At 62.2% G+C, this 24,803-nt stretch carries 19 protein-coding genes and 4 tRNA genes; 2 read left to right on the forward strand and 21 right to left on the reverse strand.

From position 1 onward, the window contains the following. Nucleotides 1–34: 34 nt before the first annotated feature. The 11 genes from BJP08_RS10040 to BJP08_RS10090 all read right to left on the reverse strand — a co-directional run bounded on the left by BJP08_RS10040 (nucleotide 35) and on the right by BJP08_RS10090 (nucleotide 17,080). On the reverse strand, nucleotides 35–4,033 hold the full coding sequence (locus tag BJP08_RS10040; protein WP_071569421.1) for a DNA-directed RNA polymerase subunit beta': 3,999 nt from the start codon (nucleotides 4,031–4,033) through the stop codon (nucleotides 35–37). Nucleotides 4,034–4,104: 71 nt separating this feature from the next. After that, on the reverse strand, nucleotides 4,105–7,602 hold the full coding sequence (locus tag BJP08_RS10045; RefSeq protein ID WP_071569422.1) for a DNA-directed RNA polymerase subunit beta: 3,498 nt from the start codon (nucleotides 7,600–7,602) through the stop codon (nucleotides 4,105–4,107). A gap of 295 nt (nucleotides 7,603–7,897) precedes the next feature. Further along, nucleotides 7,898–8,824 (reverse strand): DUF3068 domain-containing protein, encoded by a 927-nt coding sequence (locus BJP08_RS10050; protein WP_071569423.1) that lies wholly within the window; start codon nucleotides 8,822–8,824, stop codon nucleotides 7,898–7,900. Nucleotides 8,825–8,916: 92 nt separating this feature from the next. Beyond that, entirely contained in the window at nucleotides 8,917–9,303 is a 387-nt protein-coding gene (rplL, locus tag BJP08_RS10055) for a 50S ribosomal protein L7/L12 (protein ID WP_071567419.1), read from the reverse strand. A gap of 49 nt (nucleotides 9,304–9,352) precedes the next feature. Continuing rightward, entirely contained in the window at nucleotides 9,353–9,874 is a 522-nt protein-coding gene (rplJ, locus tag BJP08_RS10060) for a 50S ribosomal protein L10 (RefSeq protein WP_071569424.1), read from the reverse strand. 217 nt (nucleotides 9,875–10,091) lie between these two features. Next, on the reverse strand, nucleotides 10,092–12,128 hold the full coding sequence (locus tag BJP08_RS10065) for a choice-of-anchor M domain-containing protein (protein ID WP_071569425.1): 2,037 nt from the start codon (nucleotides 12,126–12,128) through the stop codon (nucleotides 10,092–10,094). Continuing rightward, entirely contained in the window at nucleotides 12,125–12,967 is an 843-nt protein-coding gene (locus BJP08_RS10070) for an anchored repeat-type ABC transporter permease subunit (protein WP_071569426.1), read from the reverse strand. Before BJP08_RS10070 ends, BJP08_RS10065 begins: the two co-directional genes overlap by 4 nt. Further along, nucleotides 12,960–13,733, reverse strand: coding sequence for an anchored repeat-type ABC transporter ATP-binding subunit (locus BJP08_RS10075; RefSeq protein WP_071569427.1), 774 nt, complete (start codon nucleotides 13,731–13,733; stop codon nucleotides 12,960–12,962). Before BJP08_RS10075 ends, BJP08_RS10070 begins: the two co-directional genes overlap by 8 nt. Then, nucleotides 13,730–14,623 (reverse strand): choice-of-anchor M domain-containing protein, encoded by an 894-nt coding sequence (locus tag BJP08_RS10080; RefSeq protein ID WP_071569428.1) that lies wholly within the window; start codon nucleotides 14,621–14,623, stop codon nucleotides 13,730–13,732. Before BJP08_RS10080 ends, BJP08_RS10075 begins: the two co-directional genes overlap by 4 nt. 7 nt (nucleotides 14,624–14,630) lie before the next feature. Continuing rightward, on the reverse strand, nucleotides 14,631–16,172 hold the full coding sequence (locus tag BJP08_RS10085) for an anchored repeat ABC transporter, substrate-binding protein (RefSeq protein WP_143110098.1): 1,542 nt from the start codon (nucleotides 16,170–16,172) through the stop codon (nucleotides 14,631–14,633). Beyond that, nucleotides 16,169–17,080, reverse strand: a complete 912-nt coding sequence (locus BJP08_RS10090) for a TIGR03773 family transporter-associated surface protein (protein WP_071569430.1) — start codon at nucleotides 17,078–17,080, stop codon at nucleotides 16,169–16,171. The genes BJP08_RS10085 and BJP08_RS10090 overlap by 4 nt, the downstream gene beginning before the upstream one ends. Nucleotides 17,081–17,211: 131 nt before the next feature. Between BJP08_RS10090 and BJP08_RS10095 the strand changes: the two genes are divergently transcribed. Further along, nucleotides 17,212–18,261, forward strand: coding sequence for an HNH endonuclease signature motif containing protein (locus BJP08_RS10095; protein ID WP_071569431.1), 1,050 nt, complete (start codon nucleotides 17,212–17,214; stop codon nucleotides 18,259–18,261). A 52-nt stretch (nucleotides 18,262–18,313) separates the two neighbouring features. Here the strand turns inward: BJP08_RS10095 and rplA are convergent, their stop codons facing one another. The 9 genes from rplA to BJP08_RS10140 form a co-directional block, all read right to left on the reverse strand. After that, the gene (gene rplA / locus BJP08_RS10100) at nucleotides 18,314–19,024 is read right to left on the reverse strand and encodes a 50S ribosomal protein L1 (protein WP_071569432.1); all 711 of its coding nucleotides are present in this window, start codon (nucleotides 19,022–19,024) and stop codon (nucleotides 18,314–18,316) included. A 77-nt stretch (nucleotides 19,025–19,101) separates the two neighbouring features. Further along, entirely contained in the window at nucleotides 19,102–19,530 is a 429-nt protein-coding gene (gene rplK / locus BJP08_RS10105) for a 50S ribosomal protein L11 (RefSeq protein ID WP_071569433.1), read from the reverse strand. Nucleotides 19,531–19,697: 167 nt separating this feature from the next. Next, a complete protein-coding gene (gene nusG, locus BJP08_RS10110; RefSeq protein WP_071569590.1) occupies nucleotides 19,698–20,543 on the reverse strand; it encodes a transcription termination/antitermination protein NusG in 846 nt (281 codons plus the stop codon). A gap of 150 nt (nucleotides 20,544–20,693) precedes the next feature. Further along, the gene (gene secE, locus BJP08_RS10115; protein WP_071569434.1) at nucleotides 20,694–21,017 is read right to left on the reverse strand and encodes a preprotein translocase subunit SecE; all 324 of its coding nucleotides are present in this window, start codon (nucleotides 21,015–21,017) and stop codon (nucleotides 20,694–20,696) included. A gap of 24 nt (nucleotides 21,018–21,041) precedes the next feature. Further along, a tRNA-Trp gene (locus BJP08_RS10120) sits at nucleotides 21,042–21,117 on the reverse strand. A gap of 63 nt (nucleotides 21,118–21,180) precedes the next feature. After that, nucleotides 21,181–21,252: transfer RNA gene (locus BJP08_RS10125), tRNA-Met, on the reverse strand. A gap of 36 nt (nucleotides 21,253–21,288) precedes the next feature. After that, nucleotides 21,289–21,361: transfer RNA gene (locus tag BJP08_RS10130), tRNA-Thr, on the reverse strand. 197 nt (nucleotides 21,362–21,558) lie between these two features. After that, nucleotides 21,559–21,641 (reverse strand) — tRNA-Tyr (locus BJP08_RS10135). Nucleotides 21,642–21,723: 82 nt separating this feature from the next. Next, complete coding sequence (locus BJP08_RS10140) at nucleotides 21,724–22,740, reverse strand: polyprenyl synthetase family protein (RefSeq protein ID WP_071569435.1); 1,017 nt, start codon at nucleotides 22,738–22,740, stop codon at nucleotides 21,724–21,726. Between the two features lie 145 nt (nucleotides 22,741–22,885). Here BJP08_RS10140 and BJP08_RS10145 point away from each other — a divergent pair, with 145 nt between their 5' ends. Next, nucleotides 22,886–24,112: a geranylgeranyl reductase family protein gene (locus BJP08_RS10145; RefSeq protein WP_071569436.1), complete on the forward strand. Its 1,227-nt coding sequence runs from the start codon at nucleotides 22,886–22,888 to the stop codon at nucleotides 24,110–24,112. Here BJP08_RS10145 and BJP08_RS10150 read toward each other — a convergent pair. Next, entirely contained in the window at nucleotides 24,102–24,794 is a 693-nt protein-coding gene (locus BJP08_RS10150; protein WP_071569437.1) for a demethylmenaquinone methyltransferase, read from the reverse strand. The genes BJP08_RS10145 and BJP08_RS10150 overlap by 11 nt on opposite strands. Between the last annotated feature and the right edge of the window lie 9 nt (nucleotides 24,795–24,803).

A 24,803-nucleotide genomic window follows, 5' to 3' on the forward strand; every position in this document is an offset into this window, starting at 1 on the left:
GCTGGGTAGCAGACCTAGCTACAAGCCAGAGTCACTAGATCTGGTCGTACCCGTATTCCTCCAGTGGGACGGAAGCGCCGGTGTAGTCGCCGTAGGCGTCGTCGCCGTAGATGCCGTCGCCGAAGGACGGGATCGAGTAGGCGGCGGAGCGGGCGCCTTCCGTCGGCTTCACCGTGATGTTGCGGTAGCGGGAGATACCGGTACCGGCCGGGATCAGCTTACCGATGATCACGTTTTCCTTCAGACCGATCAGCTGGTCAGAACGCTTGTTGATAGCAGCGTCCGTGAGCACACGCGTGGTCTCCTGGAATGAGGCGGCGGACAGCCAGGACTCGGTTGCCAGGGAGGCCTTGGTGATACCCATGATCTCGGAGCGCATCTCTGCTGGCTCACCGCCGTCGGCGACAGCCGCAGCGTTGACCTGGCGTGCCTCCGACAGGTCCACGAGCGTACCCGGCAGGAACTCGGTGGTACCCGAGTCGATGACGGTGCCGCGGCGCAGCATCTGACGGATGATGATCTCGATGTGCTTGTCGTGGATGGACACACCCTGGGTGCGGTAGACGGCCTGCACCTCGTCGATGAGGTGCTTCTCCACGCCGCGACGGCCGAGGACCTCGAGCACGTCGTGCGGGTCGGCAGCGCCGCGCAGGAGGCGGTCTCCAACGTTGACGTGGTCGCCTTCGCGCAGGGAGCGCTCGATCATCGCGTTCGGGTTGGACTCCATCGGGCGGCGGACCTGTGCCAGGCCCTGGCGCTTCGACAGCTTCTCGTAGACCACAACGTCGGAGCCGTCATCCGGGTGGATGGTGAGCGTCCAGAAGTTGCCTTCGTCCTCGAGGGTGACGGTGCCGGCCACGGATGCGATCGGGGCGCAGTTCTTTGGCACGCGGGCCTCGAACAGCTCCTGCACACGTGGCAGACCGCCGGTAATGTCGCCGCCGACACCACCCTGGTGGAAGGTACGCATGGTCAGCTGGGTACCAGGCTCACCAATGGACTGTGCAGCGACGATACCGACGGCTTCGCCGATGTCGACCAGCTTGCCGGAGGCCATGGACTTGCCGTAGCACTTCGCACAGACACCGGTTGGGGTCTGGCAGGTCAGAACGGAGCGGACCTTGACTTCCTCAACGCCGGCGGCGACGAGGGCGTCGATACGCTCTTCCGAAAGCTCAGCGTCGGCCTCGAGCACGACGTTGCCCTCGGCGTCCTTGGCGTCGGATGCGAGGACGCGGCCAGCAACCGAAGTCTCCACGAACTCGTCGCGGACGAACTTCTCACCGGCGAGCTGCGCGACAGGAACCTTAACTCCCTGTCGGGTGCCACAGTCGTGCTCGCGAACAATGACGTCCTGGGCGACATCGACAAGGCGGCGGGTCAGGTAGCCGGAGTCCGCGGTACGCAGTGCCGTATCGGCAAGGCCCTTACGGGAACCGTGGGAGTTGTTGAAGTACTCCATCACTGTCAGGCCTTCGCGGAAGGAGGTCTTGATCGGACGGGTGATGTACTCACCACGCGAGTTCACGACCATGCCCTTCATGCCGGCCAGGGTCCAGATCTGACGCATGTTACCGGCAGCACCCGACTTCACGATCATCGGAATCGGGTTGTCATCCGGGTACAGTGCCTCAACCGCTTCACCGACCTGGTTGGTGGCGTCCTGCCACAGCTCCACGAGGCGGTCGTAACGGTTCTCCTCGGTCAGGGCGCCCTTCTCCCAGTACTTACGCTCGATTTCCTCGGCGCGCTGCTCGTACTGTTCCAGGATTTCCGTCTTGTTCGGGAGCACCAGCACGTCAGACATGGAGATGGTCACGCCGGAACGGGTTGCCCAGTAGAAACCGGCGTCCTTCAGCTTGTCCAGCGTCTGGGCTACGGTGATCATTGGGTACTTCTCCACCATCGACTGGATGATGTCGCCCAACAGCACCTTGCCGGAGCCACCGCCCTTACGGACCATGGCACCTTCCTGGTACGGGAAGTTAAACGGAAGCAGCTCGTTGAACATGATGCGACCAAGGGTGGTCTCCATCATCCACGCCTGCCCCTTCGACCAGCCTTCTGGGAACTGCTCCGCCTCGATCTCGCGCGTCGGACGTAGGTGATCGATGCGAACCTTGATCGGCGCCTGGAGGCCAAGCACACCCAGGTCGTAGGCCATGATGGCCTCGCGGTAGGAGGAGTACACGCCCTTTGCCGGGCCGTTCTCGTCGGCAGGGGTGAAGCGACCCTCGCCGCCGATTTCATCCTCGCCCTTCTCCATTGTCAGGAAGTACAGACCGGTCACCATGTCCAGACGCGGCATCGCCAGTGGCTTACCGGACGCCGGGGACAGGATGTTGTTCGAGGACAGCATCAGGATGCGGGCCTCAGCCTGCGCCTCCGCGGAAAGCGGTAGGTGAACTGCCATCTGGTCACCGTCGAAGTCAGCGTTGAACGCCTCACAGGCCAGCGGGTGCAGCTGAATTGCCTTACCCTCGACCAGCTTCGGCTCGAACGCCTGAATACCCAGACGGTGCAGGGTCGGTGCACGGTTCAGCAGCACTGGGTGCTCAGAAATCGCCTCTTCGAGGACGTCCCACACCTCGGGGCGCTGACGCTCCACCATGCGCTTCGCCGACTTGATGTTCTGCGCGTACTCATTATCGACGAGGCGCTTCATCACGAACGGCTTGAACAGCTCGAGCGCCATCAGCTTCGGCAGACCACACTCGTGCATCTTCAGCTGTGGACCAACAATAATGACCGAACGGCCAGAGTAGTCCACACGCTTACCCAGCAGATTCTGGCGGAAGCGACCCTGCTTACCCTTCAACAGGTCAGACAGCGACTTCAACGGACGGTTGCCCGGGCCCGTGACAGGGCGGCCACGACGGCCGTTGTCGAAGAGGGCGTCGACAGACTCCTGCAGCATGCGCTTCTCGTTATTCACGATGATCTCTGGGGCACCCAGGTCGATCATGCGCTTCAAACGGTTATTGCGGTTGATTACGCGACGGTACAGATCATTCAGGTCCGAGGTCGCGAAGCGGCCACCGTCGAGCTGCACCATCGGGCGCAGCTCCGGCGGGATCACCGGGATCGCATCCAAGATCATGCCGGCAGGATCGTTACCCGAACGCTGGAACGCAGCAACAACCTTCAGACGCTTCAGCGCGCGGACTTTTTTCTGGCCCTTGCCCTCCGCGATGATGGTGCGCAGCTCCTCCGCCTCAGCCTCGAGGTCGAAGTTACGGATCAGCGTCTGGATCGCCTCTGCGCCCATGCCGCCGGTGAAGTAATCCTCGTAACGGTCCACGAGCTCTTCGTAGAGGAACTCGTCGATAATCATCTGCTTCGGTGCAAGCTTCTGGAAGGTGGACCAGATCTCGTCGAGACGATCAACCTCGCGCTCGCCGGCCTCACGGATGTGCTGCATCTCCTTGTCAGCAGCGTTCTGTACCTTCTTGCGGGCAGCAGCAGTCGCACCGGCGGCCTCGAGCTCAGCGAGGTCCTCCTCCAGCTTCTGCGCACGCTCCGCAATCTCAGCGTTGGCGTCCTGCTCGACTTCCTTCTTCTCGAGCAGCATCTCCGCCTCGAGCGTCGACATGTCGTTGTGACGTGCCTCCTCATCAACACTGGTGATGATGTTGGCAGCGAAGTAAATGATGCGCTCCAGATCCTTCGGAGCAAGATCCAGCAGGTAGCCAAGGCGCGACGGGACGCCCTTGAAGTACCAAATGTGGGTCACCGGCGCGGCCAGCTCAATGTGGCCCATACGCTCACGGCGAACCTTCGACTTGGTGACCTCGACGCCACAACGCTCACAAATGATGCCCTTGTAGCGAACACGCTTGTACTTGCCACACGCACACTCCCAGTCACGAGTAGGACCGAAGATGCGCTCGCAGAACAGGCCGTCCTTTTCCGGCTTCAACGTGCGGTAGTTAATCGTTTCGGGCTTCTTGACCTCACCATGCGACCAACGACGGATGTCGTCAGCAGTAGCCAGGCCGATGCGAAGCTCGTCGAAGAGGTTTACGTCAAACACGTAAATTCCCTTTCACCTCCCCAACGACGGGGAGGATTGCAGTTGGATAGATTCTTTCGTTCGTTCCTGGCTTAGGCGGTGTCCGCCGCGGAGCCCTCGTCACGTGACAGGTTGATGCCAAGGGAGGAACCAGCCTGATCAAAGTCGTCATCGTCGCCGTCGAGCTCCATCGGGGTGCCGTCCGTCGAAAGAACCTCGACGTTCAGGCACAGCGACTGCAGCTCCTTGAGCAACACCTTGAACGACTCCGGAATACCCGGGTCAGGGATGTTCTCACCCTTCACAATGGCCTCGTACACCTTCACGCGGCCAACCACGTCATCCGACTTGATCGTCAACAGTTCCTGCAGCGTGTAGGCGGCGCCGTATGCCTGCATCGCCCACACCTCCATCTCACCGAAGCGCTGGCCACCGAACTGGGCCTTACCGCCAAGCGGCTGCTGGGTAATCATGGAGTACGGACCAGTAGAGCGAGCGTGAATCTTCTCGTCAACCAGGTGGTGCAGCTTGAGCATGTACATGTAGCCGACGGAGATCGGGTACTTGAACGGCTCGCCGGAGCGGCCGTCGAACAGCGTGGTCTTGCCGTTCTCGTCGACCATGACGTCGCCGTCGCGGTTCGGCTTGGAGTTCGCCAGCAGGCCGGCGATCTCCTCGTTCGTCGCGCCGTCGAACACTGGGGTCGCGGTCAGCGACTCCGGTGGGACGTCGTACAGGTGCTCAGGCAGCGTCTCGAGCAGCTTGGCGTTCGCAGGATCGTCCGGGTTGACCGTCCAACCAGCCTTCGCCAACCAGCCGAGGTGCACCTCGAGGACCTGTCCAATGTTCATACGACGCGGCACACCGTGGGTATTCAGGATGATGTCCACCGGGGTGCCGTCCGCCATGAACGGCATGTCTTCCTGCGGCAGAATCTTACCGACGACACCCTTGTTGCCGTGGCGGCCAGCCATCTTGTCGCCGTCCTGGATTTTGCGCTTCTGCGCAACGTAGACGCGAATCATCTCGTTGACGCCTGGCGACAGATCGTCGTCGTCCTCGCGGGAGAAGCGACGAACCGCGATGACCTTACCGGTCTCACCGTGTGGCACCTTCAGAGAGGTGTCACGGACCTCGCGAGCCTTCTCGCCGAAGATGGCGCGCAGCAGACGCTCTTCCGGAGTCAGCTCGGTCTCACCCTTCGGGGTGACCTTACCGACCAGGATGTCGCCGTCGCGCACGTCCGCACCGATGCGGATGATGCCGCGCTCGTCGAGGTCCTTCAGCACGTCCTCGGACACGTTCGGGATCTCGCGGGTGATTTCCTCGGCACCGAGCTTGGTGTCGCGGGCATCAATTTCGTGCTCCTCGATGTGTACGGAGGTCAGGATGTCGTCCTCAACCACGCGTTGGTTCAGGATGATCGCGTCCTCGTAGTTGTGGCCCTCCCACGGCATGAACGCAACCAGCAGGTTGCGGCCGAGCGCCATCTCGCCGTTCTTGGTGCCTGGGCCGTCAGCCAGCACCTGGCCAGCCTCAACGCGCTGGCCGTGATCGACGATCGGGACCTGGTTGTAGCAGGTGCCCTGGTTCGTGCGCTCAAAGGTGCGCAGCATGTAGGTGTCCTGGATGCCTTCGTCGTCCATAACGGTGATGAAATCACCAGTCACATTCGTGACGACGCCAGCCTTCGCCGAAATAATCGTGTCACCAGCGTCGTACGCAGCACGCTGCTCCATGCCGGTAGCCACGTACGCAGCCTCAGAACGCAACAGCGGCACAGCCTGCTTCTGCATGTTCGCACCCATAAGGGCACGGTTCGCGTCGTCGTGCTCGAGGAACGGAATCATCGCCGTTGCCACGGACACCATCTGACGCGGAGAAATGTCGAGGTAGTCGACGCCCTTCGGGCCGACAACGCCGATGTCGCCGTCCTTCAGACGGACCTCGATACGCTCACCGGTGAGGTTGCGGTCCTTATCCATTGGGGTGGCCGCCTGCGCGATTGCGTAGCGGTCCTCTTCATCCGCGGTCAGGTAGTGGACCGTATCGGTCAGCTGGCCGTCTTCGACCTTCTGGTACGGCGTCTCAATGAAGCCAAACGCGTTCACGCGCGCGTAGGACGACAGCGCACCGATCAGACCAATGTTCGGGCCTTCCGGCGTCTCAATCGGACACATACGGCCGTAGTGCGACGGGTGGACGTCGCGAACCTCAATACCAGCGCGCTCACGCGACAGACCACCAGGGCCCAACGCGGAAAGACGACGCTTGTGCGTCAGACCGGACAGCGAGTTGTTCTGGTCCATGAACTGGGACAACTGGGAGGTACCAAAGAATTCGCGGATCGCCGCGGAAACTGGGCGGACGTTAATCAGCGAGGTCGGCGTGATGGACTCCGCGTCCTGCGTCGTCATGCGCTCGCGCACGACACGCTCCATGCGGGACAGGCCAACACGAACCTGGTTCTGGATCAGCTCGCCCACTGTGCGCAGACGACGGTTACCAAAGTGGTCGATGTCGTCCGTGTTGATCGAAATTACCTCGCCCTCCGGGGAGGTCATCTCGGTCTCACCAGCGTGCAGACGCACCAGGTACTCGAGGGTGGTCGCGATGTCTTCCTCGGTCAGCGTCATCAGGCCGTCGTGGTCGCCGCCGAGCCCCAGTTTGCGGTTGATCTTGTAACGACCAACGCGCGCCAGGTCGTAGCGCTTCGCCTTGAAGAACGAGTTCTCCAGCAGGGACTGCGCAAGGTCGCGCGTCGGCTGCTCACCCGGACGCTGCTTGCGGTAAATCTCCAGCAGTGCCTCATCGGTGTTTGCCACACCGTCGTTCTCCAGGGTGGACATCATGATCTCGGAGAAGCCGAAGCGCTCCGTGATCTGCTCCGTCGTCCAACCAAGCGCCTTCAGCAGCACGGTAACCGGCTGGCGACGCTTACGGTCAATACGCACACCAACCGTGTCACGCTTATCGACGTCAAACTCCAACCACGCACCGCGCGAAGGGATCACCTTCACCGCGTGCAGCGGCCGTTCCGTCGACTTATCAATCGTCTCGTCGAAGTACACGCCCGGCGAACGCACCAGCTGCGAAACAACAACACGCTCGGTGCCGTTGACGATGAAGGTGCCCTTGTCCGTCATCAGCGGGAAATCACCAATGAACACCGTCTGAGACTTAATCTCCTGGGTTTCATTGTTGATGAACTCCGCCGTCACATACAGCGGCGCGGAGTAGTTGATATCTTTTTCTTTACACTCGTCGATCGTGTCCTTGACATCTTCGAAGCGTGGCTCGGACAGCGTCAGGCTCATATTGCCCGAGTAGTCCTGAATTGGGGAGATCTCCTCGAGGATGTCCTCCAAGCCACTCGTGATACGCGCGTCGGCGCCGCGAGCTTCCTGCTCACGCTCACGCCACTCCTGCGTACCAACAAGCCACGCGAAAGATTCAAGCTGTACATCAAGAAGACCCGGGACAGCGATCGGCTCTGCGATCTTCGCGAACGAATAACGTTCGGGAGCCCCGGGAATTTCAGCCATTGACATGGTCTGGTTTGAGACTGCCAAGTTGGGTCCTTCCAGCACCTAAGGCGGACGCCGATCTCTACTCTGGCTCTGTAAAAATCGGCGTTTCCGCTGGGTAAATTAGCATTCGGTCTGCTTCGGAATACCCGCCCCCAGAGACAGCAAAATCACCTTGTCAATTCGACGTTTCGAAAGTTTTTCGACGCCGAAAAAGCAAGGCTGACATAGCGGACTGGAGACGGCTTCCAGTGCACCGAATGAGTTTACACAATGCACCCAATGTTGTAAAGGGCAGCGCAAATCCCCCGAGCCTATGCCGTCGCCGGGAAGCTTAGCACTAAACGCGCACCCGACGCTAACGCCGACGTGGCCACAGCGCGCCAACGAGACCAATCAAGGTCAGCACACCACCCATACCAAGCACACCCCATGTGAATGCCTGTTGCGTGGAAGGCCCGTAGGCGCCGTCGAGAAGTGAGAGGAGCTCGGCCGTCTGCTGCGCATCCATCGCCGCATCGTAGGAAACAATGCCCTGGACCTCATTTCCGTCCACGTCGGCATAATAGTCGTTCACGCGCTCCTGCATCCCCACGACCACGCCGGTGACCTGATCAACCAGCAGCTCGCGCTGCGCACTATGCGTGTAAAAGGCGCGGACCGGCTCGCCACCGTCCCCCTCGACCGTTAGCGTGTTCCGCATATCGGCGTAGCGCTGCGCCACATTCGTCGGCGCAATGTCCTGCCGGAACCGCAACACCGTGCGCCCAGCAACCGTCTCTTCAGCGACAAACTCCGCGGGCGCCGCGCCGCGCAGCACCGGGTCAAACACCTGGTACGTCTCCTGACGCACCGGCGACGGCAACTTCAACCAAGACCCCCCCACCGGGACGTCAACGGCCGGCATCGCCATCACAAGCTGGACCTTTGCGGAGCCCTGCGCCTCACCCGTTTCACGGTCCAGGGTGTACGTCCATGTGCTCGCACCGACAAGATTCTCAAAATCTGTGCCCGCATCCCCCGCCCGCAGCGTATCCCCCACACGCACGCTTGCCGTGTCCTTTCCCGCTGGGCTCTGCACCTCCATATGCAGCTGGTGCACCACCGGCACAGTCTCACCCTCACGGGTCCCGTCAGGGTCCACCATCGTCAGCGTGACCGCGCCCAGGTCCAACGGCAGCTTCGCACCCGAGTTCAGCACGCGCGGGGCCAGCAGACCACCAACCAACAACGCGATACCGAGGCCCGCCAACAGCGAAGCAATGATCCTGGATTTGGGCAGCATGGTGCGAAATTTTAGCACACAACGAAAAACACCCCGCCAGCCACAGTGAGTGGCGACGGGGTGTTCGTCGAAAAGTTATACAGCCTGCACGATTACTTGAGGGTAACCTTTGCGCCAGCCTCTTCCAGCTTGGCCTTTGCAGCCTCTGCATCGTCCTTGTTTGCACCCTCGAGGATAGCCTTTGGAGCACCCTCGACCATTTCCTTGGCGTCCTTCAGGCCCAGGCCCGGAACGAGCTCGCGGACAACCTTGATGACACCGATCTTCTTCGCGCCAGCGTCCTCGAGAACAACGTCGAACTCGTCCTTCTCCTCAGCAGCTGGAGCGTCGCCAGCAGCGCCCGGAGCAGCAGCAACAGCAACTGGTGCAGCAGCGGTAACGTCGAAGACCTCCTCGAATTCCTTCAGGAACTCGGAAAGCTCGATGAGGGTCATTTCCTTGAACTGCTCAATGAGCTCGTCCTTAGACAGCTTAGCCATGGTGGCTTCCTTTCTATTGGTGGGCGGTTAGCCCAAGTTTGTAAGTGTGTTATGCGGCGTCGTTCTGCTTGTCCTGCAGCGCAGCGACAAGGCGAGCCGTCTTGGATGCCGGAGCCTCGAACAGCCCAGCAGCCTTTGCCAAAGAACCCTGGAATGCGCCAGCGATTTTTGCAAGCGTGGTCTCGCGGTTGTCCATCTCAGCGATGGCGTCAACCTGAGCGGCGTCGATGGCAGCGCCATCCATGTAGCCACCCTTGATCACGAACGCGTCGTGATCCTTGGAGAACTTCTTCATGACCTTTGCAGCGTCAACAGCCTCGCCCTTAATGAAAGCGATAGCGGTCGGGCCGGTCAGAAGCTCGTCGAGACCCTCGATGCCGTGCTCGTTCGCAGCAATCTTAATGAGGGTGTTCTTGGCGACGTGGTATTCGACATCGAAGCCGAGATCGCCACGCAGAGTCTGCAGCTGACCAACGGTCAGGCCGCGGTACTCCGTCAGCACGATGGAGCTAGCAGCGTCAAACTTCTCCTTCAACACAGCAAGCTCGCGCTCATTCTTCGGATTTGCCATTACACACGCCTCCTTCCAATACTTCATGTCCTTCAATCCGCCCGGGACACAAAAAGTGCCCCGTGCAGAAGCACGAGGCACCATAAGAAAGGTAGGCCACGTTCCTCCTGCGTGGGTCGACCCCTGGAGTGGGGTACCTTCGGCCCCGAAGGGCGACCGACGGTCTTCGGTGAAACTTGAGCTCGGGTAATACCCGTTCAAACTTCGTTGTGGAACCCTACACGTCTTCTTGCGTGCGCGCAACTCCACGCAACATCCGAGCCGCAATCACGAACAGCGCGATGCCTCCCAGCAGCGCCATCAACCCAACGCCGAGGATGAGCCCGCCCCAGAAACCGCTGGCAGTGACGCCCGCCGCGGGCTCCTCCTGCGCTGCACCCTGATCAAAGGAAGACACAATTCCGCCGCCACTTTGTTGCTGCGGGGCATTGGAAATCGTCCTTCTTGTCGACGTCGGCTTCGCTCCCGTCGCGTTTGCCGCCTTCTGCTTCGGTGCCGACGTTGTTGTGGACCGCCCTGGGGCGGGTTTCCGCGCGGGTTGCTGTGCTGGCTGTTGCGCTGCCGTCTTCTTGGGCGCCGTCTTGGCTTCCGTCGGACGCACTGTACTTACAGCGGCCCTCGGAGCCATTGCTCGGGGCGTCGCCTTAGCGGTCGTTGGCCGCAGCTTCTGTCCGAACTTGTTCAGCTCTTCGTCAATCGAGCGGATGCCCTTCGCCAAGGCACCCATCCAAGTGTCGCTCGTCGCTACGCTGGCTGCGCAGGAGTCCAAGTCACGATATCCGTTTGCGTGCTGCTCACGCGCGGTAGCGATGGCGGCGTCGCCAACCGCGAAGACCGCAACGAGCTCCACAGAGTCGAATGCAAAAGTCACGGCGTACAGGCCTGGCTCAGTGAATCCGAACGCCTGGTGATCGTGAGCGTTGGCCGGGTAGCGCAGTGTGCGGGAGCTGTCGCCCGAGTCCAACTCAAGCTTGGCGCCCTGCAACCCTTCGTGCCATGTGTACATGCGTCCCGGCCCGGAGACCTTATTAATACGGACGGTTTTGGGTGCGGGGTGGTGGGTCGTCGAGAAGCCGAGCCACGGCAGGTCTGACTGCTGCGACTGCGGCAACACCCACATGTGCTCGGGGCGCGTGGGGAAGGTGTCGCGCAACGTCGCGAGGATGTCCTTGCGCGCACGGTCGGGCACCTCGAATAGGAAGGTGCCACTGGCGCGACGCGCGGGGTTGTTGGGGTCGCGGTCGTCGATGAGCGCAGCCTCCCGCGCATCGACGGGCCCCATATCCATATGACCGCTCGCGATGAAGGTATCCGGCCGGGTGCGCAGCGCATCGCAGTGCTTCGACGCGGGAGCGGGAGCTGGCGCTGGAGCCGCAGTTGTTGTCGGTTCGGGCGCCGCGGTTGTCGTTGGCGTCGGTGTTGGCGTGGGTGACGGAGTGGGCGTCGATAATTGTGGGCTGCGAAGCCCCGTCGTGGTTCCCTCCGGCAGGCCGACGTCCGCGTCCGTGCCCACCAGCCAATACTGGTCGGTCCAACCGGTGTACTCGGTCTCACCGTTAGTGAGCTCGGCGCGGCCCTGCCAACGCAGCTTGTAGATCCCCGGCTTCGTAAACGTCCAGTTGAAGTGGCCGTGCGCACCGACCTCATACTCGACGGTGTGCATCTTTTCGTCGGCACTATTGAAGAGTCGCTCGGCCGGCGAGGCGGCGTTCTTGAAGAAGATCTGCACATCGCCCGGGCCGTCGATGTTCAGCAGATCGAAGTACATCAAGTCGTCTTTGAAGTTGCTCGGCACAGCGCCCGGAAGCTCGTGGGCGGGGTCGAAAGCGCCGATGCCGGACCAGATCGGGCGCCAATTGTCCGTGAAATCGGCGTGCTGAGGTGCGAGCCACACCTGGCTGCCCGGGGCTCCCAGGAAGTCGAGGGAACCGTCGTCCGGGATGGTGAGACGGGAGACGTCGTTGCCGTCTGCGTCGGCGTCGAGGGGCAGGCGGAAGCAGACGTCGCGCTGATCGGTGACCTGTTGACCATCGACCGCCCCTATGGACAGTTGGCCACCGAACCGAGTGCCGTAGAGGGCGTCGTTGTGGGAGTGGTACAGCAACTTACGGCCAGCGCATGGATGGTCAAGATCCTCAGGAAGGACGACGCCATGTCCAGGGTCGCCGGGCCGGTGCTCCGCAGGCGTGGCCGCGTGCGCCGGGGTGACGGTGAACGCGATGAGCGCCACCGCGAGGATGAGTCTGCGGATCATGCTCGCGCCCCCTTCCTGGCGAACAACCAGCTCGCACCGAAGATGGCCGTCACGCACAGCACGATGGTTGCGCCGGTCGGCGAGTCGAACGACCACGCCAACCACACGCCAACCACACTGCCGACCACACCGATCAACGCAGCGAGAATCATCATGGTTTCTAGGTTGTCCGTAAACAGGCGAGCCGCGGACGCCGGAGTGACCAGCAACGCCAGCACAAGGATGTTGCCGATCGTCTGTACCGAAACGACCACCGCGGCAGTCACGCAGAGGTAGAGCACTAAGTCCAGAAGCGCGACGCGCACGTTCATCGCGCGGGCCGTCTCCCGGTCGAGCGCCACCGCCGTCAGCCACGGGCGCAACGCCACCACCAACTCCACGATCACAGCGCACGTCGCGGCACTGACTATCAGGTCACGCTCACTCACGCCCGTCAGCGAGCCGAACAGAAACGAACTCAGCGACGCTGTGTAGCCCTCAACGCGCGAAATGATCACCAAACCGAGCGCGAACGCGGCCGCAAACACAATGCCGATCACCGCATCCTCTTTCAACGCACGCCGCTGCGACAGCACCGCAATCAACACCGCCACGATCAACCCGGCGACTGCACCGCCGAGCAGCACCGACACCTGCAGCGCAAACGCCAACGCAACGCCCGGGAACACAGCATGTGCGACCGCATCTCCAATAAACGCCATGCCACGCAGCACCACAAAACAGCCAACGACCGCGCACAGCACCGACGCCAACACCGCCGCCGTCAGCGCGCGCGGCAAGAACGCCAGGTGCGGGTTGGCCACATCGGCCAAAAACTGCAGAAACCCGATCTCAAGCACGGGATACCTCTTTCACATGTGTTTGCAGAGCCGCCAACCACGGCGAATCCGGGCCGACGCCGAACGTGTCCATCCAAGGCTCCGCACTGTCAAGTTCAGCGGGAGCCCCATCAGCGACGATGCCACTGCGGAACAGCAAGAGCCGATCGCAGGAATCCACGGCCTCAACGATGTTGTGCGTGGACATCACGATCGCGATTTCGCGGGACGCCAACTCGCGAAACAGTGCTAACAGTTGCTCCGTGGACGGGATGTCAAGGCCAGTGAACGGCTCGTCAAGGAACAACGCACTCGGGCGACGCACCAGGGCTCGCGCCACCAGCACGCGTTGGCGTTGCCCACCGGACAGCGCCGCAATCGGCCGGTGAGCCAGATCCTGAAGGTTCACAGCATCGAGTGCATCCGCAACAGCTTCGCGATGCTCCGCCGTCGGTCTGGCGTACCACGGACGCAGGTCAAGCGTGGCATTGAGGACGGCGGACGCAACATCGATCGGGAAATCCCAGGCAACGTCATGGCGCTGCGGGACGTACCCCACCACTTTTCGCACCGCGTTGCCCTCCCGGTCCCCCACCCGCACCGTCCCCGTAGCACCGGGAATCAGGCCGAGCGTTGCCCGCATCAGTGTGGTCTTGCCCGCCCCATTCGGCCCGAGCAGCCCGACGAACTGTCCAGCAGGCACGCTGAGGTTGACGCCCTCGAACACGAGGCGGCCCGGGTACCCGGCGCGCAGCCCACGCACCTCTATCAGCGGTTGGGGATTCACTCGCTACGCCCCTTCCGGGAGCGCGCCACCAGAAGTGCCACGAGCGCAAGCACCAGCACGCCGATCACGCCACCAGCGATGAGACCCACGTTCAGTGTGCTTTCGCCACCCTGCTGCTCCTCCGATGCCGCGCCTTCACGCCACGGCCCGTTGAACTGCGCGGAGTGCGCCGCCTCAACATCTGCGGCGTCGCCAACCGCCACGCGCACCAGCTGCTCGTCTGTGTGGACGGTACCGGCGTCGTCTTTCACCACGGCCCGCACCCCAACTAGGTGTACGCCCGGCTCAGTGAAGACCCAGTTGGCGTGGGTGTGCGTGTTGGGTTCCACCCACATCGCCTGCGCGCCAGGCTCGGTGGTTGTCCACAGGAGCTGCGGCGCATGAAAGCCACCCGGTTGCAAGAACAGCGAGAACTCACCCGGGCCCTCGTGCCCGCCGAATTCAAGGCTTACCCCGCTGCCGGAGTGCTCGAGCAGACTCGCCGCCTGCGTGTTCCACCCCAGCCACGGCACCCCAGCGACTTCAGTTTGCGGGATTACCCACACGTCCGTGCCCGGCTTTGCGCCGGTGAAGGCGAAATCGTCGCCGTCGGGAAGGGTTTGCTTCGCAGCATCGCTCACGCGGAACACGACATCGTCGAGGTGGCGCCACACAGGTGGCTGGTTTGTGTCGTCGCGGGCGAGGAACTCAAGCGTATCCCCGTTGAACGTCGCGCCGAGGTCCACGTGGCCGGCGTCGATGACTGTACGCTCGCCGACGGGCGCGATCGCCTCATCCGCACTGACCACCTGTTGCAGCGCAGGGTCGTTGTCGGCGGCCTGCGCGTTCGCCACCGCCGGGGCGGTAACAAGCATCGCAGCGCACATGAGTGGGGTAATTCGAAGTTTCATTGTTCGCTCATTTCTCATTTCGTCCAAGGCACCTGCGTATCGACGCAGCATTCGCCTCAACAAGGTGTATATAGGTATCTGCCGGACCGGAACCTGGAGGATCCAGCGTGTCGCCCCAGATCGGGCAGACCTCAATGCCCAGCTGGGCGGCAGTTTCTGTCAGCACCGTGCTGCGCCCCGCAAGCTGCGGTTCCAGGAACACCGCGGGCACGTGCAGGTTTTCCAGCGTGCGGGTGAACGCGATGACGTCGCGCGGGCTCGGTTCCACGCTGGGGTTTGGTGTGACAAACCCGGCGACGCGCAGCCCGTAGGCCCGCGCAAGGTAGGAGTAGCCGTGGTGGGTGGTCACCAAGTTGCGTTGCTCCTCCGGAACCGCGGCGACAGCCTCGCGCATGGTGTCATCCGCCGCATCCAGTTGCTGAAGGTAATCATGGGCGTTGGCTTGGTAGGTTTCCGCGTGGCGCGGGTCCACCGCGGCCAACTCGTCGCGGATCACCTGCACGATCGCCTTCATGGCGCGCACGTCATGCCACACGTGAGGGTCTAGCTCGCCGTGCACGTGGTTACCGAGCACCGCCTGCGGCAACAGATAGGTTTCCTCCCCCGGGGTGCCCAGGAAACGAAACGCGCGCTCGGGCGGAATCGGCTGCAACGTGGTGTTCGGCACCGTGACGGCAACGTGTGCGGGGTCGAGGTGGCCGTCGTCATCCGAATTGAGCACAAGGTGTGCTGTACCCTGCTCGTCGAGCTCAGCTGTGATGTCGACGTGCCCCTTCTCCACCGCGTGCATGCCCGGCGCAACCCGCGCGGGGTCCTGCCCTACTACGACCGTCACCGTTGATTGCGTGTTTGCGCGCTCCGGTGCACCCACGGCGTCGCGGATCTGCGCCGCGAGCGTCAGCTTGTACACACCGGGGTGAGAAAACGCCCAGCTCAGGTGAGTGTGAGCGTCAACCGGCAATGTCTTTGCATCATGGTTATCCAGCCCATCGCGAGAGTTAAACACCACCTCCGGAGTACCGAACGTCCCCAGGATGAACGCGAAAGCGTCCCCGGGGCCGTCAACGTCTACGAGCTGTAGGTCCGCAACCCCCGTCGCCGGGAGCTGCTGGCCCGTATCCACCCGCAGACCAAGCCACACCGCGTCCAGGCTCGCGTCCTCCACAAGCGGAATCGGCGCGAACCCGTAGCGCTGTGCCTCCTGTGCGAGCGGCACGACCGGCGTTGTCTCACGCGCCGTCGCCGCGATCGTGTTGGTCAACGACTGTGGCTCTAACAGCAACCCATTCGTGAACACCGCATCTGCGTACGCAATATCGCGCGTGGCATGCAGGCTCGGCTCATAGCTATGAGGATCAACCCCTCGCGCCATCAACGCGCGCACATCAGCAGCGTCACCTGCAACGTTATGCACAACGTCCGCCAAAATAGGTGTCGACGCCACCACCGACACCTTCCCCTCCCCCACCGGCCGCTGATCCGGAATTCCACATGCCCCGAGCAGCGCCGTACACACCAGCGCGCCAACGCACCGAAAAAGCCGACTCACTGTTGGCCACCGAAACCCCACGCAGCGGCAACACGGCGGCGTAACGACGCATCCAAACACATCCAACCGGCACCAAAGACAAACACACCCAAACCGAGTACTGCCACTGGCAGCGTCATTACCGTGGTTCCGGTCTCTGCGAGAGCACCGCTACGCTGCGCCGGTGCAGGTTCTTGCAGCGACTGTCCCTGGGACTGATGCTGCCCCTGACCAGCTCCTTCATTCGAATCATTCGCCGCCACCGGCTGCGCACACTCCCCCTCGGCCTCGAAGACAGAGCCGAAGTCAAAGTGGCCATCGTTCGCGTTTCCCGAACCACCAACATCGAAAGTGAGCGTCGCCTCCCCACCCACCGACTCACCGTTGTTCGCCGTCGCGCTCTGCCGCACAGTCACCGTGTAGGTTCCCGGCGCGCTAAACATCCAATTCGGGTGCACATGCGAATTCGCCGGGATAGTATGGCTGCCCTGCGCCTGCCCATCCACTGCACGGAACCACTCTTCACCCACAACCTGACCGAGGCCACCTTGCGTAAACACAAACATCGTGCCAGGGCCGTCGAAACCGGTGATCTCCCAAGTCACATCACCCGATGTGTGCTCAAGCAGCGACGGGTGCTGCGTGTTCGCCCCGAGCCACGGCACCCCCGCCTGCTGAGTCGCGCCGATCATCCACACGGTACCAGCCGGGATCGGCCCCACAGGGCTAGTGACCTGCTGTTTCGACGCATCTCCCAGACCAAATCGGAGCTCTGCGGGATCGCGCCACTCCGCCGGGACTGTGCGGTCATCCTTCACCATCGGATGCAGCGCTGGGTGACATTCGGCGGCGAAAGCGGGCGTCGATACGAAAAAGAACAGCAGTGTCGCGGCGAGCACTCGCAGCGTTTTGAGGGCTGAAAAATTCACCTAATGAACATTATTTTCAGTAGCTCCGACATGCAAATTGCAAGTTATCCACAGGCAGCGGGAAATGTCTTCCCGAACATTGCACAGCCCCTTATGTTCAAAGCATGAACTTCAAAACATTCCTAGAATCTATGTCCACACAAGCACTCGACATCCTAGACGGCTTCGATTACGACGCCGCCATCGAAGCAGGCGTCGACCCAACACGAGCCCGCGCCTGGCGCCAACTCCACGAAATCTACTTCGGCCCCACAAAATCACGGCAAAAGCAACGCCTCGCCGTCGAAAAAGCGCGACGCTACGGCTTCTCCCTCGACCAACTCGCCATGATCGAACGCCGACTACGCCCCATCAAATCTGCGCGAACCCGCACCAAATTACGCCTCGTACTCCTCGACAGCAAAGGCACGTACAAAAAGCTCAGCGAACGCGCAAAAGCGCTCCTCCCACACAACACCAAACCAGCAACAGACCGCCTGACCTTCTCCCCTTCCCGCAATGGACGGCGCACCATGACGCTCACCACCAACGAGCGTGACCTCGCCGACCTTGAACACGCCCTCACCCGCGACATGGACCCCGAAACGCCACCTAGCAAACACATGCTACGCAGATTCCTCGACATCATACGAGGCGACGGCCACTCCGTCCCCCACGCCGTCCCACGTCCTCTCCTGCTCATCCCGCTGCCACAGTGGATCCAAATAAAACGCGGCCACGGCGACGACACCACCCTCACCCTCACCGACGGCACCACCATGACCGGCGCCGAATACCTCAACAGCACCGTCGCAACCAGCGCCAACGAACTCGAGGCCGCCGTATTCCACCCACAGCACGGGGCAGTCAACCTCTACCGGACGCAACGCCTCGCCAATGACAAGCAGCGCACCCTCGCCCGGGCCGTCACTCCCGGTTGCCCGGTACCCGGATGCCGCCACGCAGCCGACTCCTGCGAAATCCACCACATCACTGCATGGCAACACGGCGGGGAAACAAACATCGACAACCTGGCCCCGCTGTGCCGCTACCACAACCGCGTCAACGACGACGACCCACAACGCGCCCGCCGCGGGCGCATTGAGTTGGTGGACGCCCAGCCACTCTGGCACTCACCACGCGGCTACGCCGCGCCCAACCCAGTACATCGTCCTGGGGCCATGAAACTGCTCTACACATAGCAAAACGCCCACCACGGCGAGGCCGGAGTGGGCGTCGAAAAGGAAAGGAAGCTTACGCTTTCTTAGCGAAGTCCTTCACAACGTGGGTGTCCACTGGAACGCCAGGGCCCTGCGTTGCGGAAACGGTGACCTTCTTCAGGTACACGCCCTTCGCGGATGCTGGCTTGAGGCGCAGAACCTCGTCGAGCAGGGCGCCGTAGTTCTCGGCGAGCTGCTCAGCGGTGAAGGAAGCCTTGCCGATCAGCGCGTGCAGGTTGGAAGCCTTGTCCACGCGGAACGCGATCTTGCCGCCCTTGGTCTCCTCGATCGCCTTCGCGACGTCGGTGGTGACGGTGCCGGTCTTCGGGTTCGGCATGAGACCACGTGGGCCGAGGACGCGAGCGACGCGGCCGACCTTGGCCATCTGATCTGGGGTCGCGATGGCGACGTCGAACTCGATGTTGCCGGCGTTGATCTGCTCGATCAGCGCGTCGGTGCCGACGATGTCAGCGCCTGCTGCCTCAGCCTTGGTCGCGTTCTCGCCCTCTGCGAACACAGCAACGCGGACGGTCTTACCGGTGCCGTGTGGCAGGTTGACGGTGCCGCGGACCAGCTGGTCAGCCTTGCGAGGGTCGACGGACAGACGCATTGCGACGTCGATGGTGGCGTCGTAGTTCTTGGAGGAGGTCTCCTGCGCCAGCTTGACGGCGTCAAGTGGGTGGTAGAACGCGTCGCGGTCCACCTGTGCCAGTGCTTCGTTGTAGCGCTTGGACTTCTTAGCCATGTTGGTTTCCTTTCAGAAAATGATGTTGTCAGGAAATGTGGTACGCGCCTGGCCGACGCTCCCACAGACGGTGAGAACTACTTCTCGACCGTGATGCCCATGGAACGGGCGGTACCAGCGATGATCGCGGCGCCAGCCTCGATGTCGCGGGCGTTGAGATCCTTCTTCTTGGTCTCGGCGATCTCCTTGCACTGCTCCCAGGTGACAGAGCCAACCTTCTGGGTGTGCGGGACGCCGGAGCCCTTCTGCAGGCCAGCTGCCTTCAGCAGCAGGGATGCAGCTGGTGGGGACTTCAGGATGAAGTCAAAGGAGCGGTCTTCATACACGGTGATCTCAACCGGGACGATGTTGCCGCGCATGGACTCGGTTGCAGCGTTGTATGCCTTGGTGAACTCAACGATGTTCACGCCGTGTGCACCCAGCGCAGGACCAACCGGCGGGGCCGGGTTTGCCATGCCAGCCTCGATCTGCAGTTTGATCAGGCCAGTGACCTTCTTCTTAGCCATCGAATTACCTCAATTCCTTGGTACAGTGCCACCTGCCACGATGTTGGCAGGAACACTTCCGGATGCCCCGCTTGACGGAGCCACCGGGGAGAACGAAAAAACGTCGCGGGCCTTTCGGCACACGCGACGTTCAACACTACGCCCCCAAGGGGTGAAACCGCAAACGATTACATGATGCGTTCGATCTGATCAGCGGTCAGCTCGACTGGGGTTTCGCGGCCGAAGATGGACACGAGCGCCTGGATCTTGCCGGTCTCTTCGTCGATTGCGGAAATCGTGGCGGAAACGGACGCTAGCGCACCGGACAGGATAGTGACGGCCTCTCCGACCTTGTAGTCGTGGTCGATCTTCTTCGGCGCGGCTTCCTCCGGCATCGCGACGACGGTTTCGCCCTCGGCGTTTGGCTTAGTGTCCTCGCCGGTGGCTGGTTCGGTCTTCGGCATGAGGAACTTCGCAACGTCGCGGTGCTTGACCGGGGTTGCGTTGCCCTCGTTGCCCACGAAGCTGGTCACGCCCGGGGTTTCACGTACGACGGACCAGGCGGCGTCGTTCATGTCCATGCGGACCAGGACGTAGCCGGGCAGCAGCTTGCGCTTGACGAGCTTCTTCTTTCCGTCCTTGTTCTCGATGGCCTGCTCGATCGGCACGACGACGTCGTAAATGGAATCCTCCACCTCGAGCGTCTGGATACGCATGTCGAGGTTGGTCTTCACCTTGTTCTCGTAGCCGGAGTAGGACTGGATGATGTACCACTCGCCTGGCAGCTTCTTCAGTTCGCGGACGTACTTGCGCAGGCGCGCGCGGTACTCAGAATCATCGTCAGCTGCGGAAGTCTCCGTGGTCTCAGCACCTTCAGCGAGCGGCGACTCGGCGGCGTTGAGGTCACCCTCCTGTACGGGCTCCTCGACAGTCTCGACGCTCTGAGCTCCATCCTCGGACTCCACGTCCTCTTCAGCAGCTGCTTCGATCTCTGGATCGGTCGCCTCGGTCACGGCGCCGCCTTCGGCAACCATTTCTTCTTCTGCGTACTGGTCGGTTGCTTCGAAGTCGGTGTTTTCCAGGTTTTCCGGCTCGGTGGTCATGGTGTTTCTCCTTGGTGTGGCAAAAACTAATCCCGCCGTTCCTCGGTTCTGAGGTGGCGGGACAATCACTTGTTGTTCATGTTAGCGGATGAACACCCATTGCATCAACATGGTGCCGAGGCGGTCGGTCCCCCATACGAGTGCCGTAAGCACGATGAGGAATGCGAACACGACGAGGGTGTAGTTGAGCATCTGGTTTCCGGTTGGCCAGATGACTTTGCGCATTTCCTGGACAACTTCTCCTGGGAATGCGCCTGGGCCGCCGCCGAGGGACTCTTCGTGGTCCTCTTCCTGTTTGGCGGGGGCACGCTTCTCTTCGTAGGAAGCGGATGAAACAGAGGAAACCCCGCGCAGCTGGCGCTTGCCGGTGGGCTGTGCTGGGTTGTGTTCTTGCGGATTAGTCAAAAGAACTCCTCTATCTACAAGTTTTGGCAGGGGCGACAGGACTCGAACCTGCAACCTACGGTTTTGGAGACCGTTGCGCTACCAATTGCGCCACGCCCCTAGGACACTGTGAACAGTGTTCCTAACCCTACCACGGGAAACGAGTTTCCCGTTTTGAGGTGAGTAGCGATGGCGAGAATTGAACTCGCGACACAGCGATTATGAGTCGCTTGCTCTACCACTGAGCTACACCGCCATGTGCTTGCCGCCACGAGGGCTATACAAACAACAGAGCCCCCTGTCAGAATCGAACTGACGACCTTTTCCTTACCATGGAAACGCTCTGCCGACTGAGCTAAGGGGGCACAGCCTCTGTGTTGTGAACTCACCGTGTTGGTGTGTCCGCTCCGTTGAAGCCTTTGAAAGAGTAACCCGGTTCTATGAATGAACGCAAATCGCCAGGTAACACTAGCTTTTTCGACCCATTCTTCAACGGCTATAACGCATCACCCAGAGATGAAAAACGCCCGCCCCTCACGTTCAGTGAGGGGCGGGCTTTCGGTGCCAGGTAGAAGATTCGAACTTCTGAAGGCGTACGCCGGCGGATTTACAGTCCGCTTCCTTTGGCCACTCGGACAACCTGGCATGCACCGTAAGTGCGTGGACTACTTTACATCAACACACCCGCGATAAAGCAAATCGCGTGCACAGAGGGCATATCCCGCCGCTATCCGACACGCTCGATAGCGTACACAGAGACCTGGCGCAGTGCTTGGTTGGCGGGGCCGTCGGGAAGGAAGTCGAGTTCACGTTCGACGATGTCGAGGTACTCCTGCACGGTATCGAGGGAGCGCTGGCGCCCCTGCGTTTGGCGGAGGAGCGCGATGGCACGCTCGACGTCGGCGTCGTTGTCGAGGGGGCCGGTGAGCAAGCCGCGCAACTCATCTGCGGCGGGCGAGTCTTCCTCGAGGGCGTAGAGCACGGGGAGGGTGAACACGCCTTCGCGGAGGTCGGTGCCTGGGGTTTTCCCGGACTGGGCACTGTCGGAGAAGATGTCGATGATGTCGTCGACGATCTGGAAGATCATGCCGATGGCGTTACCCATGCGGGAGCAGCTTTCGACGATGTCGCGCGACGCCCCGGAGTGCAGCGAGCCGAGGTAGGCTGCGGAGGCGATGAGGACGGCGGTTTTGCCGTCGATCACTTTGAGGTAGTGCTCGACTGGATCCTCCCCTTGTGCGCCGACGGTTTCGCGCATTTGGCCGGTGACGAGGCCTTGGAAGGTGTCGGCGAAGTGGGCGACGGTGGCGGTGTCGATTTCGCTCATGAGCCTGGAGGCATGGGCAAACAGGATGTCTCCTGCAAGGATGGCGACGGTGTTGCTCCACCGCATGTTGGCGGAGTCGACGCCGCGTCGTTTCTCTGCTTCGTCCATGACGTCGTCGTGGTAGAGGGTGGCCAGGTGCACCATTTCGGTGATGGTGGCCCCTTTGATGACGTTGGTTGCGCCCGGGTTGGGCCCGAATTCGCTGCAGAGCAGCGCCACGAGCGGGCGGAAGCGTTTGCCGCCGGCGGCTGCTAGGTGCATCACTTTGTCGGTGATGAACGCTTCGCCTTGCTGGAGGCGCTCCCTGAGCAGAGTTTCGACCTCGCCCATGCCTTGGGTCACACGCTCGGTGAGGGCGTCGTCGCCGAGGTCCATGCGAAATCCATGGCGTGGTGACGGTGTTATGCCGTTGGTCATCGATGATGTCCTTGCAGGTTAAAGTACTCATTGCGCCATGCTCGGGGCATGTGCTGCGCGCGGTTAACATCACTAACCGTAGTCCACACCCTCCATTTTTCGCAGTAATGGGGTGTGCCTGCGCTATCTGGCACAATGTGGACTCGTGACTGAGTTTGTTGATTGCGTAGTTGTGGGTGCGGGCCCGTCGGGGGCTACGGCGGCCATCGCCGCCCAGCGAGCTGGGTTTTCTACCTTGCTTCTCGACGCCGCTTCGCCCGGCCGCGACAAAACCTGCGGCGACGGCCTGACCCCGCGGGCGGTGCATACGCTGCGCCGCCTGGGCTTGGAGCACGTACTGCCCGCCTACCGCAACAAGGGCCTGCGGCTGCACGGGTACGGGGGTGACGTGACTGCCCCGTGGCCGGATGGGAAGTATGGCACGGAGGGTTCCGCGCGCCCTCGCGCGACGTTCGATGCGGCGTTGGTTGCGGAGGCCGAGGCGGCGGGGGCCACGGTGTGGCAGGACTGCCCCGCAACGGACGTCACGTTCGGCGCTGACGGTTTAATCGAGGCGGTGCACACCGCGCGAGGTGAGGTTCGCACCCGCTGGGTGATCGTGGCTGATGGGGTGCGCTCGACGTTCGGCAAGCTGTTGGGCCGCACGTGGCACAAGGGCGAGGTGTTCGGGATCGCGGCACGCTCCTACTGCACCTCCCCGATGTCCGGCGAGCCGTGGATGCACTCCCACGTCGAACTTCGCGACGACACCGGCACCATCCAACCCGGCTACGGCTGGATCTTCCCGCTCGGCGACGGCACGGTGAACCTCGGCTGCGGCGCCCTGTCCACGGACGCCCGCCCGGCGCGCGTGAACACGAAGAAGCTGCTGCACCAGTACGCGGACCAGCAGCGCGACACCTGGGCTCTGGGGGAGCCGCAGCAGGTCACCAGTGCCTTGTTGCCGATGGGCGGCGCGGTTTCGAACGTAGCGGGACCGAACTGGGTACTCATCGGGGATGCGGCGGCGTGCGTGAACCCGCTGAACGGCGAGGGCATCGACTACGGCATGGAGACCGCCGTCATGGCGGTGGAACTGCTGCAGGAGGCCAAGGACTGCACCCTGGCGTGGCCGCTGCTCCTGCGGGAGGCGTACGGCCGGGCGTTCGCGCTGGCTCGCACCGCTGCCCGCCTGTTGACCTACCCGCAGTTCTTGCCGGTGGCGGGCCCGCTGGCGCTGCGCGGCGTGGCGGGGCGTCACCTGATGCCGGCGGCTGCACGCCTGATGGGCAACCTGGTCACCGAGGAGGACACGGACCTGATTTCGCGTGCGTGGCGCGCAGCGGGGCGCGTGGTGCCGGTCAACGCACCACTGTGGGACGCTACGCTGTAGGTTTCACGGCGCTGTGCAGCGCCACAATGCCGAGCGAGAGGTCCTGCCAGCCGGCGCCTGCCCACCCGTTGTGGTTGATAGCCGCGGCCAGCTCTTCCTGGTGCGGCCACGCCCGGATGGACTCGGCGAGGTACTCGTAGGCTTCTGCGTTGGAGGAGAACACCTTCGCCAGCAGCGGCAGCGCCACCGGCAGGTATTGCTTGTACAGGGTGCGGAATCCGGGGACGATGGGCGTCGAAAATTCGTTGACCAGAAGGCGCCCGCCGGGCTTGGTCACGCGCGCCATTTCACGCAGGCCGGCCTCGAAGTCGTAGACGTTGCGCAGGCCGTAGGAAATGGTGACGGCGTCGAAGGTGTTGTCGGCAAACGGCAGGTGCATTGCGTCACCGACGACCTTGGGGACGTCGCGGTCGCGGCCGGCGGCCAGCATGCCTTGGGAGAAGTCGCAGGCGACGACCCACGCGCCGGACTTCGCCAGCTCCACGGTGGACACGGCGGTGCCGGCGGCGAGGTCGAGCACCTTCTCCCCCGGCTTCAGATTGAGGCGCTCGCGGGCGCGCCTGCGCCAATACTTGTCCAGCCCGAAGGACAACACGGTGTTGGTGATGTCGTACTTCTCACCGACGCCGTCAAACATGCCCGCTACGTCGAAGGGCTTCTTCTCCAGATCTGCCTTGGCCATAACGCTCTA

The sequence above is a fragment of the Corynebacterium sp. NML140438 genome, from assembly GCF_001875725.1.
Lineage (GTDB): Bacteria > Actinomycetota > Actinomycetes > Mycobacteriales > Mycobacteriaceae > Corynebacterium.

Bases quoted from the DNA above. Each gene is read 5' to 3' on its own strand.
- rplJ (WP_071569424.1), bottom strand. From the start codon at position 9,874: ATGGCAAATCCGAAGAATGAGCGCGAGCTTGCTGTGTTGAAGGAGAAG.
- BJP08_RS10140 (WP_071569435.1), bottom strand. From the start codon at position 22,740: ATGACCAACGGCATAACACCGTCACCACGCCATGGATTTCGCATGGAC.
- rplK (WP_071569433.1), bottom strand. From the start codon at position 19,530: ATGGCTAAGAAGAAGGTCACTGGCCTGATCAAACTGCAGATCGAGGCT.
- BJP08_RS10150 (WP_071569437.1), bottom strand. From the start codon at position 24,794: ATGGCCAAGGCAGATCTGGAGAAGAAGCCCTTCGACGTAGCGGGCATG.
- BJP08_RS10095 (WP_071569431.1), top strand. From the start codon at position 17,212: ATGTCCACACAAGCACTCGACATCCTAGACGGCTTCGATTACGACGCC.
- rplA (WP_071569432.1), bottom strand. From the start codon at position 19,024: ATGGCTAAGAAGTCCAAGCGCTACAACGAAGCACTGGCACAGGTGGAC.
- BJP08_RS10050 (WP_071569423.1), bottom strand. From the start codon at position 8,824: ATGCTGCCCAAATCCAGGATCATTGCTTCGCTGTTGGCGGGCCTCGGT.
- BJP08_RS10065 (WP_071569425.1), bottom strand. From the start codon at position 12,128: ATGATCCGCAGACTCATCCTCGCGGTGGCGCTCATCGCGTTCACCGTC.
- rplL (WP_071567419.1), bottom strand. From the start codon at position 9,303: ATGGCTAAGCTGTCTAAGGACGAGCTCATTGAGCAGTTCAAGGAAATG.
- nusG (WP_071569590.1), bottom strand. From the start codon at position 20,543: ATGGTTGCCGAAGGCGGCGCCGTGACCGAGGCGACCGATCCAGAGATC.
- BJP08_RS10080 (WP_071569428.1), bottom strand. From the start codon at position 14,623: ATGAAACTTCGAATTACCCCACTCATGTGCGCTGCGATGCTTGTTACC.